This is a genomic window from Nocardiopsis sp. NPDC057823 (genome assembly GCF_042797335.1).
Lineage (GTDB): Bacteria > Actinomycetota > Actinomycetes > Streptosporangiales > Streptosporangiaceae > Nocardiopsis > Nocardiopsis changdeensis.
Window position 1 is genome coordinate 1 of the sequence record NZ_JBHVLR010000020.1, and the last position, 13,742, is coordinate 13,742.

The 13,742-nt window shown below is 75.1% G+C and carries 15 protein-coding genes and 1 pseudogene; 8 read left to right on the plus strand and 8 right to left on the minus strand.

Annotated features, from left to right (window positions below):
- Window positions 1–163: 163 nt before the first annotated feature.
- From ACFVNO_RS25620 to ACFVNO_RS25635, 4 genes and pseudogenes are all read right to left on the minus strand, one after another.
- Window positions 164–628 carry a gas vesicle protein K gene (locus tag ACFVNO_RS25620; protein ID WP_355257467.1) on the minus strand — a complete coding sequence of 155 codons (465 nt, stop codon included), beginning with the start codon at window positions 626–628 and terminating at the stop codon, window positions 164–166.
- A gap of 29 nt (window positions 629–657) precedes the next feature.
- On the minus strand, window positions 658–960 hold the full coding sequence (locus ACFVNO_RS25625) for a gas vesicle protein (protein WP_355257464.1): 303 nt from the start codon (window positions 958–960) through the stop codon (window positions 658–660).
- Window positions 957–1,307: pseudogene (locus ACFVNO_RS25630) on the minus strand (GvpL/GvpF family gas vesicle protein); the annotation flags it as partial. The gene ACFVNO_RS25625 and the pseudogene ACFVNO_RS25630, both read right to left, overlap by 4 nt.
- A gap of 184 nt (window positions 1,308–1,491) precedes the next feature.
- The gene (locus ACFVNO_RS25635) at window positions 1,492–1,872 is read right to left on the minus strand and encodes a RidA family protein (protein ID WP_220564423.1); all 381 of its coding nucleotides are present in this window, start codon (window positions 1,870–1,872) and stop codon (window positions 1,492–1,494) included.
- Window positions 1,873–2,137: 265 nt separating this feature from the next.
- Between ACFVNO_RS25635 and ACFVNO_RS25640 the strand changes: the two genes are divergently transcribed.
- Entirely contained in the window at window positions 2,138–3,760 is a 1,623-nt protein-coding gene (locus tag ACFVNO_RS25640; protein ID WP_378896233.1) for an amidohydrolase family protein, read from the plus strand.
- Complete coding sequence (locus ACFVNO_RS25645; RefSeq protein WP_378896235.1) at window positions 3,757–4,698, plus strand: sugar kinase; 942 nt, start codon at window positions 3,757–3,759, stop codon at window positions 4,696–4,698. Before ACFVNO_RS25640 ends, ACFVNO_RS25645 begins: the two co-directional genes overlap by 4 nt.
- Here ACFVNO_RS25645 and ACFVNO_RS25650 read toward each other — a convergent pair.
- Window positions 4,688–5,005, minus strand: a complete 318-nt coding sequence (locus ACFVNO_RS25650) for a hypothetical protein (RefSeq protein WP_220564426.1) — start codon at window positions 5,003–5,005, stop codon at window positions 4,688–4,690. The two genes, ACFVNO_RS25645 and ACFVNO_RS25650, sit on opposite strands and share 11 nt — an antisense overlap.
- Before the next feature lie 229 nt (window positions 5,006–5,234).
- Here ACFVNO_RS25650 and ACFVNO_RS25655 point away from each other — a divergent pair, with 229 nt between their 5' ends.
- Both ACFVNO_RS25655 and ACFVNO_RS25660 read left to right on the plus strand, forming a co-directional pair.
- Window positions 5,235–5,513, plus strand: a complete 279-nt coding sequence (locus tag ACFVNO_RS25655; protein WP_378896238.1) for a DUF6412 domain-containing protein — start codon at window positions 5,235–5,237, stop codon at window positions 5,511–5,513.
- A 103-nt stretch (window positions 5,514–5,616) separates the two neighbouring features.
- A complete protein-coding gene (locus ACFVNO_RS25660) occupies window positions 5,617–6,336 on the plus strand; it encodes a YidC/Oxa1 family membrane protein insertase (protein ID WP_355257434.1) in 720 nt (239 codons plus the stop codon).
- A gap of 336 nt (window positions 6,337–6,672) precedes the next feature.
- Here the strand turns inward: ACFVNO_RS25660 and ACFVNO_RS25665 are convergent, their stop codons facing one another.
- From ACFVNO_RS25665 to ACFVNO_RS25675, 3 genes are all read right to left on the minus strand, one after another.
- Window positions 6,673–7,290: a superoxide dismutase family protein gene (locus tag ACFVNO_RS25665; protein ID WP_378896240.1), complete on the minus strand. Its 618-nt coding sequence runs from the start codon at window positions 7,288–7,290 to the stop codon at window positions 6,673–6,675.
- A gap of 78 nt (window positions 7,291–7,368) precedes the next feature.
- Window positions 7,369–7,836 carry a DUF3291 domain-containing protein gene (locus ACFVNO_RS25670; protein WP_378896242.1) on the minus strand — a complete coding sequence of 156 codons (468 nt, stop codon included), beginning with the start codon at window positions 7,834–7,836 and terminating at the stop codon, window positions 7,369–7,371.
- Between the two features lie 33 nt (window positions 7,837–7,869).
- The gene (locus ACFVNO_RS25675; protein WP_378896244.1) at window positions 7,870–8,535 is read right to left on the minus strand and encodes a helix-turn-helix transcriptional regulator; all 666 of its coding nucleotides are present in this window, start codon (window positions 8,533–8,535) and stop codon (window positions 7,870–7,872) included.
- A 92-nt stretch (window positions 8,536–8,627) separates the two neighbouring features.
- On the opposite strand from ACFVNO_RS25675, the gene ACFVNO_RS25680 reads away from it, so the two are divergent.
- The 4 genes from ACFVNO_RS25680 (at window position 8,628) to ACFVNO_RS25695 (ending at window position 13,739) form a co-directional block, all read left to right on the plus strand.
- Entirely contained in the window at window positions 8,628–9,248 is a 621-nt protein-coding gene (locus ACFVNO_RS25680; RefSeq protein ID WP_220564431.1) for a YigZ family protein, read from the plus strand.
- Window positions 9,249–9,360: 112 nt separating this feature from the next.
- Window positions 9,361–10,827 (plus strand): PQQ-binding-like beta-propeller repeat protein, encoded by a 1,467-nt coding sequence (locus ACFVNO_RS25685; protein ID WP_378896246.1) that lies wholly within the window; start codon window positions 9,361–9,363, stop codon window positions 10,825–10,827.
- Window positions 10,828–10,989: 162 nt separating this feature from the next.
- Window positions 10,990–13,311: a fibronectin type III domain-containing protein gene (locus ACFVNO_RS25690; protein ID WP_355257421.1), complete on the plus strand. Its 2,322-nt coding sequence runs from the start codon at window positions 10,990–10,992 to the stop codon at window positions 13,309–13,311.
- Window positions 13,311–13,739, plus strand: coding sequence for a spore-associated protein (locus ACFVNO_RS25695; protein ID WP_378896249.1), 429 nt, complete (start codon window positions 13,311–13,313; stop codon window positions 13,737–13,739). Before ACFVNO_RS25690 ends, ACFVNO_RS25695 begins: the two co-directional genes overlap by 1 nt.
- The last annotated feature ends 3 nt before the right edge of the window (window positions 13,740–13,742 follow it).

Consider the following 13,742-nt stretch of genomic DNA (forward strand, 5'->3'; position numbering starts at 1 on the left):
CGCACGGACGGCGGGCGGACCCGTACCCGGCCGCGGAACCGCGCCCCGGGCCCGCCTCGGCGGCGGAGGCGCCGGGCGCCGCGCGCCGGGGCCCGGAGGAGCCTGCGTCCGGGTGCCGCGACCTCGCGCGCCCGCTCGCCCGCTCGCCGGGCGGCCCGCGGCCCTACCCCTCGGGATCGCGCGGAAGCAGGGAGCCCAGCGGCCCCAGGTCCAAGTTGAGGTCGGCGGCGGTGAGGCCGTAGCGGTCGCGCAGCTCGGTCATGCGCTCCTCCAGCAGCATGAGGGTCATGCCGATCCGCTCCTCCTGGTCCTCGGTGAGGTCCCCCTGGTCCACGCGCCGCAGGGCCTGCCTCTCCATGAGCTGCCGCACGAGCTCGACCACGGTGAGCACGAGCTTGATCAGGTCGCGCTCGACCGTGTCGGGCTCGGTCTCGATGCGGTGGCGGAGCCGCTGCCGGGCCGGACCGGAGTGCGCGCCCGTGCCCGCCTCCCGCCGCTCCGCCGTCGCGTCCAGCACGTCCCGGAGCGGAGCGAGGACGCCGTCCACACCGTTCGCGCCGGCCTCCCCCGCCTCGTCCTGGTCCGCGCGGGCCGCGGTCCCCGGCGGGCGTCCGTCCGTCTCCGACATCGCTTCACCCCTTCCCGGGCGGGTTCCCGTCATGGCCGGATCCACCCGCTCAGGGGGTGGCCGTGCTCCCAGGGCGAGGGCACGTCCTCGTTGATCGACGAGACCAGTGCGCGCAGGGAGATCCTGACGAGGTCCACGTCCGCGATGGACACGGTCACGTCCCCGGTGATCATCACGCCCTTGGCCAGGACCCTGTCGAGGAGGTCGACCAGGGAGATCTCGCGGTCGGCCAGCGGGAGGTCCTCGTCGAGCACCGTGGTCAGGGAGCGGGCCTCCCCGAAGGGGGAGCCGTCCGCCGGCGCCCCTTCCCCCTCCCGGGGCGCCGGGCTCACGTCCCCTCCCCGTCCGTGCGCAGGGACGCGAACGAATAGGGGGTCCACGGCCCGGAGGCCTCCACCCTGGTGCCCTCCGGCGCCTCGGCCGCCAGCGCCTCCACGGCCCCGACGAACTCCGCCGCCCGCTCCCGGTCCACGAGGTAGGCGCTGTTCATGACGTTCTCGCCGGAGGACTCCGACAGGGCCGCGTTCTGCGGCTGGTGCCGCACCCGGGCGAGGGAGTGCCGCTCCAGGGCCAGGGACACGCGCTCGCACAGGTCGGACGCCTTCTCCCACGTGTCGTCGCGCCGGTCGCGCTGCTCCCTGCGCCTGCGCAGATACGCCTTGCCCGGGCTCTCCCCGGGGAGGGGGGCCGCGGGTCCGGGGGCGCGCGCCGGGCGGGCCGCAGGGCCGCGTGCGCCTGCGGGGGCGCGGGAGGAAGCGGGGAGGGGGAGGGGGAGGCGGGCACGGTGCCCGCGGGGCGGGGCGGCGGGAACCGGGAACGCACCGGGGCGGCGCCCCCGCCGGAGGCGCCGCCCCGCACGGGCGCTAGTCGCGGAGCTTGGCGACGACGTCGATCTCCACCAGGATGTCGGCGAGGTCGGAGCCCACGGTGGTGCGCACCGGGTAGGGGGCGCTGAAGTGCTGCTCGTACACCGCGTTGTACTCGGCGAAGTCGCGCTTGAGGTGCTCCAGGTGCACCGTGGTCTTGACGACGTCGTCGAGGGTCAGGCCGTGCTCGGCCAGCACGGCGGAGATGTTGGCCAGGACCTGCGCGGTCTGCTCCCCGACGGTCGGGGCGACCTCGCCGGTCGCCGGGTCCTGCGGGCCGAAGCCCGCGGTGAAGAGGAACCCGCCCGCGACGATCCCCTGGCTGTAGGCGCCGGCGGGGGCGGGGGCGTTGTCCGTACGGACCGCCTTCTTGGACATCCGTGGTCTCCTTGTGGTCGCGGGTCTCGCGTGCCGGGCCCGCCTCGTCGATAATGCCTGTACCGATGTGCTTACGGATGCACATGCGAATGCGCACACCGGTGCACACGTCGAACGGCGGGGCGGCCTGGATCACGCTTATTGGCAACAAAGTTACCGATTTTGTTCCCGGAAGCGTATCTTGGCCTCACCGACATCCGGTCGACGACACACCCGGCCGGTCGGTCCCCCGAGCGGTGAACCGACCCCCTGAGTGGAGGACACAGTGCAGCCCGAGACCGTATTGGCCGGGGGACGGGTGGTCGACGGCACCGGCGGACCCTCCAGGCCCGCCGACGTCGTGCTGCGCGGCGACCGCATCGTCCACATCGTCCCACCCGGCGCCGGCCGGCGGATGACCGGCACCGGCGGCGGCGGACCCGCCGAGGTCGTCGACATCTCGGGGCGCGTGCTCGCACCCGGGTTCATCGACATGCACTCCCACTCCGACCTCGCCGTGCTGACCGACCCCGGGCACGAGGCCAAGGTCCTCCAGGGCGTCACCCTGGAGGTCGTCGGACAGGACGGCCTGGGCTACGCCCCCGTCACCGACGACACCGTCGAGGAGCTGCGCGCCCAGCTCGCGGGCTGGAACGGCACCCCCGACCTGGACCACACCTGGCGCGGCATCGGCGGCTACCTCGACCGGGTCGACGCCGGGGCGCCCGTCAACGTCGCCCACCTGGTCCCGCAGGGCAACGTCCGCATGGCCGTCCTGGGCGGCGAGGACCGCGCGCCCACCGGGGCGGAGCTCGACCGCATGCGCGCCATCGTCGCCGACGGCATGGCCGACGGCGCGCACGGGCTCTCCTCCGGACTCACCTACACCCCCGGCATGTACGCCACCGACGACGAGATCGTCGCGCTGCTGGCCCCCGTCCGCGAGGCGGGCGGCTACTACTGCCCCCACCACCGCAACTACGGCTCCCGCGTGGTGGAGTCCTACCAGGAGTGCCTGGACGTCGCCCGGCGCGCCCAGGTGGCCCTGCACCTGGCGCACTGCCACGTCAACTTCCCGCAGAACCGGGGCCGGGCGCCCGAGGTCCTGGACGCCATCGACGAGGCCACCGTCCGCCACGGCCTCGACGTCACGCTCGACTCCTACCCCTACCGGGCCAGCGCCACCTACCTGGGCGCACCGCTGCCCAGCTGGGCGCAGACCGGCGGCACCGCCGCCACCCTGGAGCGCCTGCGCGACCCGGCCGCCCGCGCCCGCATCCTCCACGAGATCGAGGTGGAGGGCACGGACGGCAACCACGGCGTTCCCATGGACTGGTCCGCGATCGTGGTCACCGGCACCGCCGACCCCGGCCTCTCCTGGGCGGTCGGCGCGTCCATCGCCGAGCTGGCCGCCCGCCGCGGCCGCGAGGCGGGCGACCTGTACATGGAGCTGCTCATCGCGGACGAGCTCCGCAGCGGCTGCCTGCTCCAGGTCGGCAACGAGGAGAACATCCGCACCATCATGCGGCACAGCTCCCACACCGCCGGCAGCGACGGCATCCTCGTCGGCGCCAAGCCCCATCCGCGCGGCTGGGGCACCTTCCCCCGCTACCTCGGCCACTACGTGCGCGAACTCGGGGTGCTCGGCCTGGAGGAGTGCGTCCGCCACCTCACCTCGCGCCCCGCGCGCCGGCTGGGCCTGGCCGACCGCGGCGTGGTCCAGCTCGGCGCCGTGGCCGACCTGGTGGTGTTCGACCCCGACACCGTCGACGCCCGCGCCACCTACGACGAACCCCGGCTCCCCCCGATCGGCATCGAGCACGTCCTGGTCGCCGGGGAGTTCACCGTCCGCGACGGGCGGCGGACCGACCGCCTGCCCGGCCGCTCCGTCCGAAGGGAACGGCGATGAGCACACCCACCCGGCCCGACGCGGTCTGCGTCGGCGAGACCATGGCGGTGCTGCACAGCGCCGAGCCGCTCGCCGCCGGGGCGAGCCTGACCCTGGGCACCGGCGGCGCGGAGTCCAACGTCGCCGTCGCCCTGGCCCGCCTGGGGCACACCGCCGCCTGGGTGAGCCGGGTGGGCGACGACCCCTTCGGCCGGATCGTCACCGACGCCGTCGCCGAACGGGGTGTGGACGTGAGCGGTGTGATCGTGGACCCCGGGCGCCCCACCGGCCTGTACGTCAAGGACACCGCGCCCGGCGGCGCCGGGGTCCTGTACTACCGCTCCTCCTCGGCCGCCTCGGCGCTGTCCGCCGTCGACGCCGACCGGGTGTGGTCGTTCGGGGCCCGGCTGGTCCACCTGTCCGGGATCACCCCGGCGCTGTCCGCCCAGGCCGCGGCCCTGGTCGAGCACCTGCTGACCGGGCACTCCGACGACGGCGCCCTGCGCTCCTTCGACGTCAACCACCGGCCCGCGCTGTGGCCCGCCCGGGCCGCCGCCCACATCCTGCTGGACCTGGCCCGGCGCGCGGACATCGTGTTCGTCGGCCGGGACGAGGCCGAACGCCTGTGGGGCACTCCCACCGCGGAGGACGTGCGCGCGGTGCTGCCGGAGGTCCCGACCCTGGTGGTCAAGGACGCCGAGCACGGCGCGACCTGCTTCTCCGGCGCCGACGTGGTGTTCGAGCCGTCCCCGGAGGTGGACGTGGTGGAGGCCGTGGGCGCGGGCGACGCGTTCGCCGCCGGGTTCCTGTCCGGGCTGCTGGACGGCCTGCCCGTGCGGAGCCGCCTGCGCCTGGGGCACGCGGTGGCGGGAGAGGTGCTGCGCTCGCGCGGCGACACCCTGGAGGACCCGCCCCGGAGCGTCGCGGAGATCCGGGAGGGCGGTCCCGTCAGCCGATGACGATGGCGCCCGCCAGGACGGGGTCGCCGAAGCTCACGCTGCCGTGCCCGGAGGCGAGCGCGCGGCTGCCCTGGCAGCTGGTCCCGGCGAACAGCGCGAACTTGACCTTGGCCTCGGTGGCGATCGCGGTGACCCCGCCCTGGCCGGTCTTGAGCGCGCGGCAGCCGCCCTGCTCCACCGTCTGCTGGAAGCCGGACTCGAAGGTGATCTTCACCGGGGGCGCCTGGTCCTCCCGGCTGGACAGCCCTGCGATGGCTCCGGCGATGGTGGCGGACATGGTGGCGAGGTTCGCGGGGCGAATCGGCACGGGGCTCCCCTTCACGGCCGGCCTCGTCCGGCGTGCCGCCCGACGAGGTCATGATCACGCTCTGTCACGTGTCTACAGGGGTCATTTAGCTACACGCGTGCGGCGAACGAGGGGAGCGCGGCCGGAGTGTCGGCGGATTTCTCCGTGTGGGACCGCATCCGTCGACGGACAAGCCGGGGCCGGATAGGATTTGCCGTGATACGGCCGGTGACACGGGGGAGGGGACGCGGTGCACGCTCTGCTGCTGTTCCTCGCCGAACTCCTCTTCATCGGTCCCGGACCCGACGCCCTGCCCTCCGCCCCCATGGCGCTGCTGTTCGCCGCGGTGGGCGCCGCCGCCGTCGTCTGGTACCTGGCGTACGGCCCCGCGGCGGTCCCGGCGGGCGACACCACGGCCGGGCGGACGGGCGCGATGCGCCGCCGCTCGGAGCGGTCGGCGGTACCGACCCTGCGCGACCCCGACGCGGCGGGCAGACCGCGTCCCAGAGCGCCCGGCGCGGCCCTGTAGCGGCCGCCCGACACCCGATCCCGTCGTTCCCGAACGCCCCTTCGGCGTCCCCGGGCGGCCCGACGTCCGCATTCTCCACCCCGGACGAAGGGTCCTTTCCACCGTGTACTCCGTGTGGCCGATCTCGGCCGTCATGTCCCTGCTCACCGCGGTCCTGACCGCGCTCACCGCCTTCTTCACGCCCCTGGCGGGCGAACCCGCCGCGGCGCTGGCCGTGGTCGGCCTGACCGTCGCCGTCCGCCTGCTGCTCCTGCCGCTGGGGGTGATGCAGGTGCGCGCCGAGAAGGTCCGGACGCGCCTGGCGCCCCGGATCGCCGAGATCACGGCCCGGCACCGCGACGACCCGCAGAAGATGGTGGCCGCCCAGCAGAAGCTCTACGCCGAGGCGGGCACCTCGCCGCTGGCGGGCTGCCTGCCCTCGCTGGCGCAGTTGCCCGTGGTCATCGCCCTGTACGGGGTGTTCATCGGCCAGGGCCCCGGCGGCGACGGGCTGTTGGAGCACACCCTGGCCGGGGTGGCGCTGAGCGCCACCCCGGTGGCGGCGGGCGGGCCGGGCGCCCTGGTCTTCGGCCCGCTGCTGGCCCTGCTGGCGCTGGTGGCGTGGGCCTCGCGCCGGTACCTCCCGATGCCCGCCGTCACCCCCGAGGCCGAGCGCATGGCCCGCGGCCCGATCTCGTACCTGCCGTTCATGACGGTGGTCGTCGCGGTGTTCGTGCCGCTGGCCGCGGGCCTGTACCTGCTGGCCTCGGGCGCGTGGGCGCTCGGCGAGCGGCTGCTGCTGCGCCGGGTGCTCCCCGAGCCCGCCGTCCCCGCCGCCCGCTAGGGCGTGTCCGGCGGATGCCCCCGCGCGGTTCGGCGCCTGCGCCGAATGTCGGGAGCGGCCGCGACCCGGAATGATCCGCCGAACACGCCCTGGGAACCGGGACCTGTTCGGCGGATGCCCCCGCGCGGTTCGGCGCCTGCGCCGAAGGAGCACGGGCGGCCTCCGGGCGATCTCCCACGAGATGACGAGCGCGGGTCGGCCCGGGGGCCGCGAGGCGGAATGATCCGCCGGGCAGGCCCTGGGGCCGGGGCCCGTGCTCCGAACGCCCCCTGTGCCTCCGGGGCCGGCGGGGTGCCCGGCGGGCCGCGGCGCAGCGGAGGCTCAGGAGGACACGGCCTAGAACGCGACGCTGACGCAGGCGAGGCGGTCGCCCGCGGTGCCCGCCTCGCCGTGCTCCGTCGCGGTGTGCCGCTCGTGCAGCACCAGGGAGTTGGCCTCGCCCTCGCGGAACTCCCACGGCACGGTCGCGCCGGCCGTGCCGGCTCCGGCGGAGTCGGTGGTGAAGTCCAGCCAGATCTCGTTCTCGGGGTTGGCGTAGGCCGGGTCGGTGGAGGGGGTCTCCGCGTCGGCGGCCGGGTCCTGCTCGTTCTGGTAGTGCGGCCCGGCGTCCTCCGGCTTCTCCCCGCACGGCCGGGTGTGCACGTGCGCGCCGAAGTCGCGGTCGGCCTCCAGCCCGGTGCCGGTGAACTGCACGAACGTCGTGCCCTCCTGGGTGCGCACCTGGACGTCGGAGGTGGCGCCCTCGGGCACGGCGGTCTCGTCGTAGGTGATGGCGGCCCGGCTCTCCCCGGGGACCATGAAGATCCCGGCGGTCACGCTGGGGGAGGCGGTGGGCTGGACGCCTGCCGGGCTCTGCGGGGAGTCGGCCCCGCCCTCGTCCGCGCCCCCGGAGCAGCCGGTGGCGAGCAGCGCGGTCAGGGCCAGGACCCCGGCGGTGAGCGGTGGCGTGCGCATGACGGAACTCCCGGTGGTTTCTCGACGGTCGTCCGCAAGGTTACCCAAAGCAATGGATTCATCGCTTTGAGTGCGGATTCAGGGTGTCGCGGGAGGAGGGAAATGCGTCCTGAGAGTGAAGGCCTCGGGGGAGGGGCCGTGTTCGCGCAACAGGTCGAGACGCCTCCCGGCCTCCTCGATACTCGGGATCGTACCGCTCGGAATCCACCACAGCACCAGGTGCGGGCCCTCCGACCGCTCGAACCACTCCCGCCGCCCGCGCAGCAGTTCGAGGTGGTCGGTCCGGTAGGTGAAGTCCCACAGGGTCTCCAGGTCCTCCCACACCGAGTAGTTGACCAGGTAGGAGTCCCCGAACGGGCGCAGGCCGGTCGCGTCCTCCTTGCCCTCCTCGATCAGGCGCCACACGAAGCCGGGGGCCTTCTCGGCCATCAGGTTGACCGGTTCGATCTGTGAGGTGAACCCCTCCATGGAGGGGTCGGAGAGGGGGGCCTTCAGGCGGCCGATGTTGAACTGGGCCAGCTGGTGGCCGGGGCGGGGGTCGCTCATGCGAGGTATCGCACCACGGCCCCGGCTTCTATGTCAATCTTTTTTGTTTTTAGAAATGACCACACAGCACCGGCCCGCCGCCGGGTCCAGCCGGGCCCGGCCGCCGTCCTCCCCGGCCGCCTCCAGCATCCCCCGCAGCAGTTCCAGGTTCAGACCGCAGGCCAGCGGCGGGAAGTCCCGCGCCAGCGCGTGGAACGGGCAGTTGCGCAACCGCAGGCCGCTCTCCCCGGGCTCCCCGCCCGGCACCTCCTCCGGCTCGTAGCCGCGCTCGCGCAGCAGCCCCTCCAGGGACTCCGCGGCCGACCCCCGGGCGATCCGCCGCCCCTCCTCGCGCGCGGCCGCGTGCAGCGCCTCCTCCGCGCCGTGCCGCTCCACCGCCTCCGCCAGCACCCGCGCCGCCAGCCCGTAGTCGCGCGGCGGCAGGTGCACCGACAGCTCCCGGTCGGCCCGCCGGTACAGCTTGGCCGGACGCCCCGCCCCCGGCCCCTCCCGGCCGTTCAGCCGCCGGTGCGCGGTCTCCAGCAGCCCCGCCTCGGCCAGCCGGTCCAGGTGGTGCGCGGCCAGCGTCCGCTGGATGCCGAGCGCCTGCGCGGCCTCGGCCCGGCCCACCTCGCCGCCCGACTCCACCACGAACTCGTACAGCCTGCGCCGCAGCGGGTCGGCCAGGGCCCCGGCGGCGTCGATCGAGGAGTCGTCCATGCCCCCATTGTCCGCGCCCGCCGCGGGTGCGGCGGGCGCGGAGGCGGGTGGGACACTGGACGGGCCCACCAGACCCCGTCCGAACAGGCGACATGCGAACGATCAGACGCGACGGCGAGCACGAGCTGGAGATCAAGCGCTCCCGCTTCCTCTGCGCCCTGGCCCGCGTGGCCGACGAGGAGGCCGCCCGGGAGTTCATCGCCCGGCGGCGCAGGGAGCACTGGAGCGCGACCCACAACTGCACCGCGTACATCCTCGGCGAGGACGGCGGAATCCAGCGCTCCAGCGACGACGGCGAGCCCGCCGGCACCGCGGGCGTGCCCATGCTGGAGGTGCTGCGCCACCGGGGGATGACCGACACCGTCGCCGTCGTCACCCGGTACTACGGGGGCGTCAAGCTCGGCGCGGGCGGCCTGATCCGCGCCTACGGCAACGCCGTGTCCGCCGCGATCGACGCCGTCGGGGTGCTGGAGCGCCGCCGCCTGCTCCTCGTGGACGTGTTCGCCGACTACGTGATCGGCGGGCGGCTGGAGAGCGACCTGCGCGACTCCCGCTTCCACGTCCGCGAGGTCGACTACGGGGCCCGGGTACGCGTCGAGGTGGCCCTGCCGGAGGCGGAGCTCCCGGAGTTCGAGGTCCTCCTCGCCGAGCTCACCGGCGGGAGGGCCGAGGCGGAGGTGCGCGGCAGCACCGTCGTGGATGTGGAGCCCTGAGCGGACGGCCCGGTTCACGGCGGCGTAACGACCGGTGGCCGTGTGTATCGGCACGCCGACACCCGGCTTAGGATTTGCCGTAAACGTCATCGTTCGTGGGGAGAAACCGTTCATGCGCAGCTCACGGGCGCCTGGGGCCCTCACCTGCGGCCTCGCGGTCCTGTTGCTCGCGGCGTGCAGCGGCGACCCCGACCCCGGGCCCGGGCCGTCCGGGCAGGAGAGCGAGCCCGCGCCGGTGCCCACGGCGTTCGAGGGCCAGGCCCCGCCCGGCATCGAGGGCGAGGTGCTGCGGGTCCTGCACGGTGACGGCGCCGACGTCCACGAGATCTTCGCCGACCCGCTGGGCGTGCGGATCAGCCCCGTCGGCGACGCCTTCCTGGTCAGCTCCGGGGGCGAGGACCGCCACCTGCTCCAGGACGCCGCCACCGGCGCCGACCTGTGGGAGGGCGAGGCGCGCTTCCGCGGCTTCGACGCCGACCTGGACGGCGACCCGGTGCTGCTGATGTCCGACGGGGACCGCCCCTTCGTCCTGGACGCCGGGGGCGGCGTCCTGTGGGAGCCCGCCGAGGAGGGCGACCTCTACCTGGACGGGATCGGCGTGCGCCGCCCCGCCGAGTGGTCGGCGGAGGAGCCCTACGGGGAGTACACGGTCCTGGACGCCGACGGCGGGGAGCTGTGGACCTACGAGTTCGCCGCCCCGCCGGAGGAGCCCTCCGACGAGCCCTCCGACGGCGCCGGGGAGGGCGGGTCCGCGGACGAGGACGAGGACGCGCGGGAGCCCGGGGAGGAGCCCCAGGGGCTCGGCGTGCCCGTCACCGCCTGGGACGGGGCCGTCCTGCTCGACTCCGGCCGCGGCGCCCTGCACGCCCGCTCCCTCGACCCCGACGAGCCCGGCGGGGAGCTGTGGACCCTGGACGCCGGGGCCGACGACGACCTGGGGCTGGCCGACCTCGCCCCCCTGCCCGTCCCGCACGTGCTGGGCCTGTTCCCGCTGCCCGCCCCGGAGGAGGACGCGACCGGGGACGGGGAGGAGGCCGGCGAGCCCGGCGACGACGTCCTGCTGGTGCGCTGGAGCAGCGCCGAGTCCCCTTCGGTGCTCTCCGCCCACGACCCGGCCGACGGCGCTCTGCTGTGGACCCTGGAGGAGCCCGGCCCCAACCCCGTCGGCGGCGCCTACGACCCGGCCGGGCCCGCGGGCGGTCTCTACGACACCGCCACCGGCACCTTCCTGCTGCCCCAGGCCAGCGGCACGGCCACCGCCGTCGCCGTCGACCTGGCCGCCGGGGAGGTGCTGTGGGGCCTGGAGGAGGAGGACGGCGCGTTCTCCCCGGCCTTCGCCCACGCCGGGTTCGTCTACGGCGCCGACCGCGGCGGGGAGTCCGACTCCCAGGTGGTGCTGGACGCCCTCGACATGGACGTGGCCGCCGACGACCTGGACGCCCACGTCGAGGCCGTCACCGAGGGCGGGCACGCCATCCTCGTCCAGGGCCGCCAGCGCTTCGTCTACGGGCCGCCCCCACAGGAGGAGCCGGAGGAGTCCGCGAGCCCCTCCGAAACCCCCGGCGACGACGCGAGCTGACGGTGTGGTTCGTGGTGGGAATTCCGCATTGACGGGTTTCCCAGGGGCTGGTAGACAATTGCCTGTCCTCTGCTCGGCCCATGCCCCGTGCCGACCCCCCGCCCCCGGCCCCTTCTCGGTGCCCGCCCGCACGCGCCACCCCGTCAGAGGGAGAGCAGCATCGTGGCCCCCTCCACCGAACCCACCGCGCCCCCCGGGCGCCCCGCCCGCCAGGGCCGCGCGGCCCGCCTGTTCGGTTCCCTCCGGAACCGGGCCCGCGCCCACGCCTCCGGACTGACGGTCGTCCTCCTCACCGCCGCCCTGGTCAGCACCGTCCTGGGCACCGGGGCCCTCGGACGCGCCGACGAGATGTCCGACGGCGCCGTGTGGCTGTGGACCAGCCCCCTCGGCGAGGCCGCCCGCGTCAACGGCAACAGCGGCGAGGTCGACCTGGTCGCGGGCCTGCCCGAGTCGGCGGGCACCGATATCCGTGTCGTCCAGAACGACGACTACCTGCTCCTCTACGACCCCGTCACCGGCAAGGTCACCTCGGTGGACCTGCGCCGGATGGGCTTCTCCGGCGTCCTCGAACTGGGCTCCGGAGACTTCGACCTGGTGCTCGGCGAGGACGCGGCCGCGGTGATCGACCGGGCCTCCGGCGAGGTGAAGGCGGTCGACCCCGCCACCCTCCAGCCCACGGGGGAGACGCTGAAGATCCCGGCACCGCTGGTCGGCGGGGCCTTCGACGACGAGGGGACGCTCTGGCTGGGGGTGCCCTCCCAGGGCACCGTCGTGGGCGTGGAGATCCCCGAGGACGAGGCGGTCATCGAGCGGACCGCCGCCGTCGCCGAACCCGGCGCCGACCTCGCCCTCACGGTCCTGGACGAGGGGGCGCTCGCGGTCGACCGGACCGGGGACCGCCTCGTCACCCTGGACGCGGGCGGCGAGACGGAGGCCGTCGACTCCCCGGTGCCGCTGGAGGACGCCGAACTGCCCGCGCGGACCCGGGGCGACCTGGTCGCCGTGTCCCTGCCCGGCGCCGGAGAGGTCCTCACGGTGACCGACCCGCACGGCGCGGCCGGGATCGCGCACTTCCCGGTCGGCGAGGACGCCGGCGCCGCCGTCGCCTACGAGGGGCGCGTCTACGTGCCGTTCGCCGGCGAGGGCACGGTGCGGGTCTTCGACGCCGAGGGCGGAGAACTCAACCCGGTCACCCTGCCCGAGGCCGAGGGGCCGCTGGAGCTGGAGGTCCGGGAGGGGCGCCTGTTCATCAACTCGCCCCGCACCGGGACCGCCGCGGTGGTCGACCCCGACGGCACGGCCACCATCGTCGACAAGTCCGACCCGCCTCCCGGCCCCGGCGACGAGGAGGACGGCGCCCCGGCGCCCGGCTCCCCCGACGCCGGCGACACCGGCGAGCCCGACGACCAGCCCGGCACGGACCCCGGCACCGGCCAGGCCGCCGACGAGCCCGGCGACGACGGACCGGCGGACCTGCCGGACCTCCCCGGCCCCGGCGACGAGTCCGGCGACGGCCAGGGCGGCCGCGGCGAGGGCGACGGCGCGGGCGAGGGGGACGGCCCCGGAGAGCCGCTTCCGCCCGTCCCGAGCTCCGACCCGAGTCCGGACCCCAGTCCCGACCCCGAGGAGCCGGAGGAGCCCGAGGGCGCGCCGCCCGGTGCCCCCACCCCGGTGACCGCCACCGCAGGGGACGGCTCCGTCTCCCTGAGCTGGCCGGAGGCCTACTCCCCGGACGCGCCGGTGGAGGAGTACCTGATCACCTGGGACGACGGTGAGCTGACCGTCGGCGGCGACGAGCTCTCCGCCGACATCTCCGGCCTGGTCAACGGCACCACCTACCGGTTCCGGGTCCGGGCCACCAACGCCAACGGGCCCGGCCCGGCGGCGCAGAGCACCGAGGTCACCCCCGGCGAGCGGGCACCGGGCGCCCCCGGCTCCGTGACGGCCACGGCCACCGGGGGCGGGAGCGCCACGGTCTCCTGGGAGGCGGTGGACGGGGCGCACGACTACCTGCTGACCATCGACGCGGCTTCGGGCGCGGACCCGGCCGACCGCACCTCCACCGGGACGTCCGCGGACGTCTCCGGGCTGACGCCGGGCGGGACCTACACCTTCACCGTCACCGCGCGGACCGAGGGCGGGGTGAGCGGCGGCTCGACGAGCAGCGAGCCGCTCACCATGCCCAAGCCGGAGTTGGGCGCTCCCGCGAGCGTCAGCCACACCGTCTCGGGCGGCAACGTGACCGTCACCTGGACCGCGGTGGAGGGCGCGGCGCGGTACACGATCACGCCGCGCGGCGACGGCGGGATCCAGCCGGTGACGGTGGCCGGGTCCTCCGCCGGGGGCGGATCGGTGTCCCACACCATGGCCCGCGGGTCGACCGGGCGCTGCTACGGGTTCACCGTGGTCGCGGTGGCGGAGGACGGCACGGTCGCGCAGTCCTCGACCAGCGGTCCCTCCAGATGCGAAAGGGAGTTCCGGTGATGCGTCGTCGAACGAGGACCCGCGCCTCCTGGGCCGGGGTCCTGGCGGCCGCCGTCGCGGCGGTGCTGCTGTCCCCGACCTCGGCCGTACAGGCGGCCGACCCGGTCGCCATCTGCAACTCGCAGAGCGCGGAGGGGGCGTTGACGTACACACAGAACGCCGCCGGATGGCCCAAGTCCATTCCCGGCGGTGGCGGGATGATGTACCTCTACTACGAGGGCAATCTCGGCCAGAACTGCGCAGTGACCGTCGGCTCCGGCGCCGTGGACATCGGCCTGCGCGTCTCGGGCGGCGGCGGGGCGCAGTGGAGCACCGGGAACGGGGTCACCGGCCCGGTGTACGTGCGGGCCAAGGGCGTCTGCGTCGACGTCACCGGCTCCTCCGGCGGCCGGTCCCACACCGTCTGGGGCACCAACTGCGGCAGCTGACCC

Excerpts from the sequence above, each read along its gene's own strand:
- ACFVNO_RS25685 (WP_378896246.1), top strand. The coding sequence starts at position 9,361 with ATGCGCAGCTCACGGGCGCCTGGGGCCCTCACCTGCGGCCTCGCGGTC.
- ACFVNO_RS25665 (WP_378896240.1), bottom strand. The coding sequence starts at position 7,290 with ATGCGCACGCCACCGCTCACCGCCGGGGTCCTGGCCCTGACCGCGCTG.
- ACFVNO_RS25670 (WP_378896242.1), bottom strand. The coding sequence starts at position 7,836 with ATGAGCGACCCCCGCCCCGGCCACCAGCTGGCCCAGTTCAACATCGGC.
- ACFVNO_RS25675 (WP_378896244.1), bottom strand. The coding sequence starts at position 8,535 with ATGGACGACTCCTCGATCGACGCCGCCGGGGCCCTGGCCGACCCGCTG.
- ACFVNO_RS25620 (WP_355257467.1), bottom strand. The coding sequence starts at position 628 with ATGTCGGAGACGGACGGACGCCCGCCGGGGACCGCGGCCCGCGCGGAC.
- ACFVNO_RS25645 (WP_378896235.1), top strand. The coding sequence starts at position 3,757 with ATGAGCACACCCACCCGGCCCGACGCGGTCTGCGTCGGCGAGACCATG.
- ACFVNO_RS25635 (WP_220564423.1), bottom strand. The coding sequence starts at position 1,872 with ATGTCCAAGAAGGCGGTCCGTACGGACAACGCCCCCGCCCCCGCCGGC.
- ACFVNO_RS25680 (WP_220564431.1), top strand. The coding sequence starts at position 8,628 with ATGCGAACGATCAGACGCGACGGCGAGCACGAGCTGGAGATCAAGCGC.
- ACFVNO_RS25695 (WP_378896249.1), top strand. The coding sequence starts at position 13,311 with ATGCGTCGTCGAACGAGGACCCGCGCCTCCTGGGCCGGGGTCCTGGCG.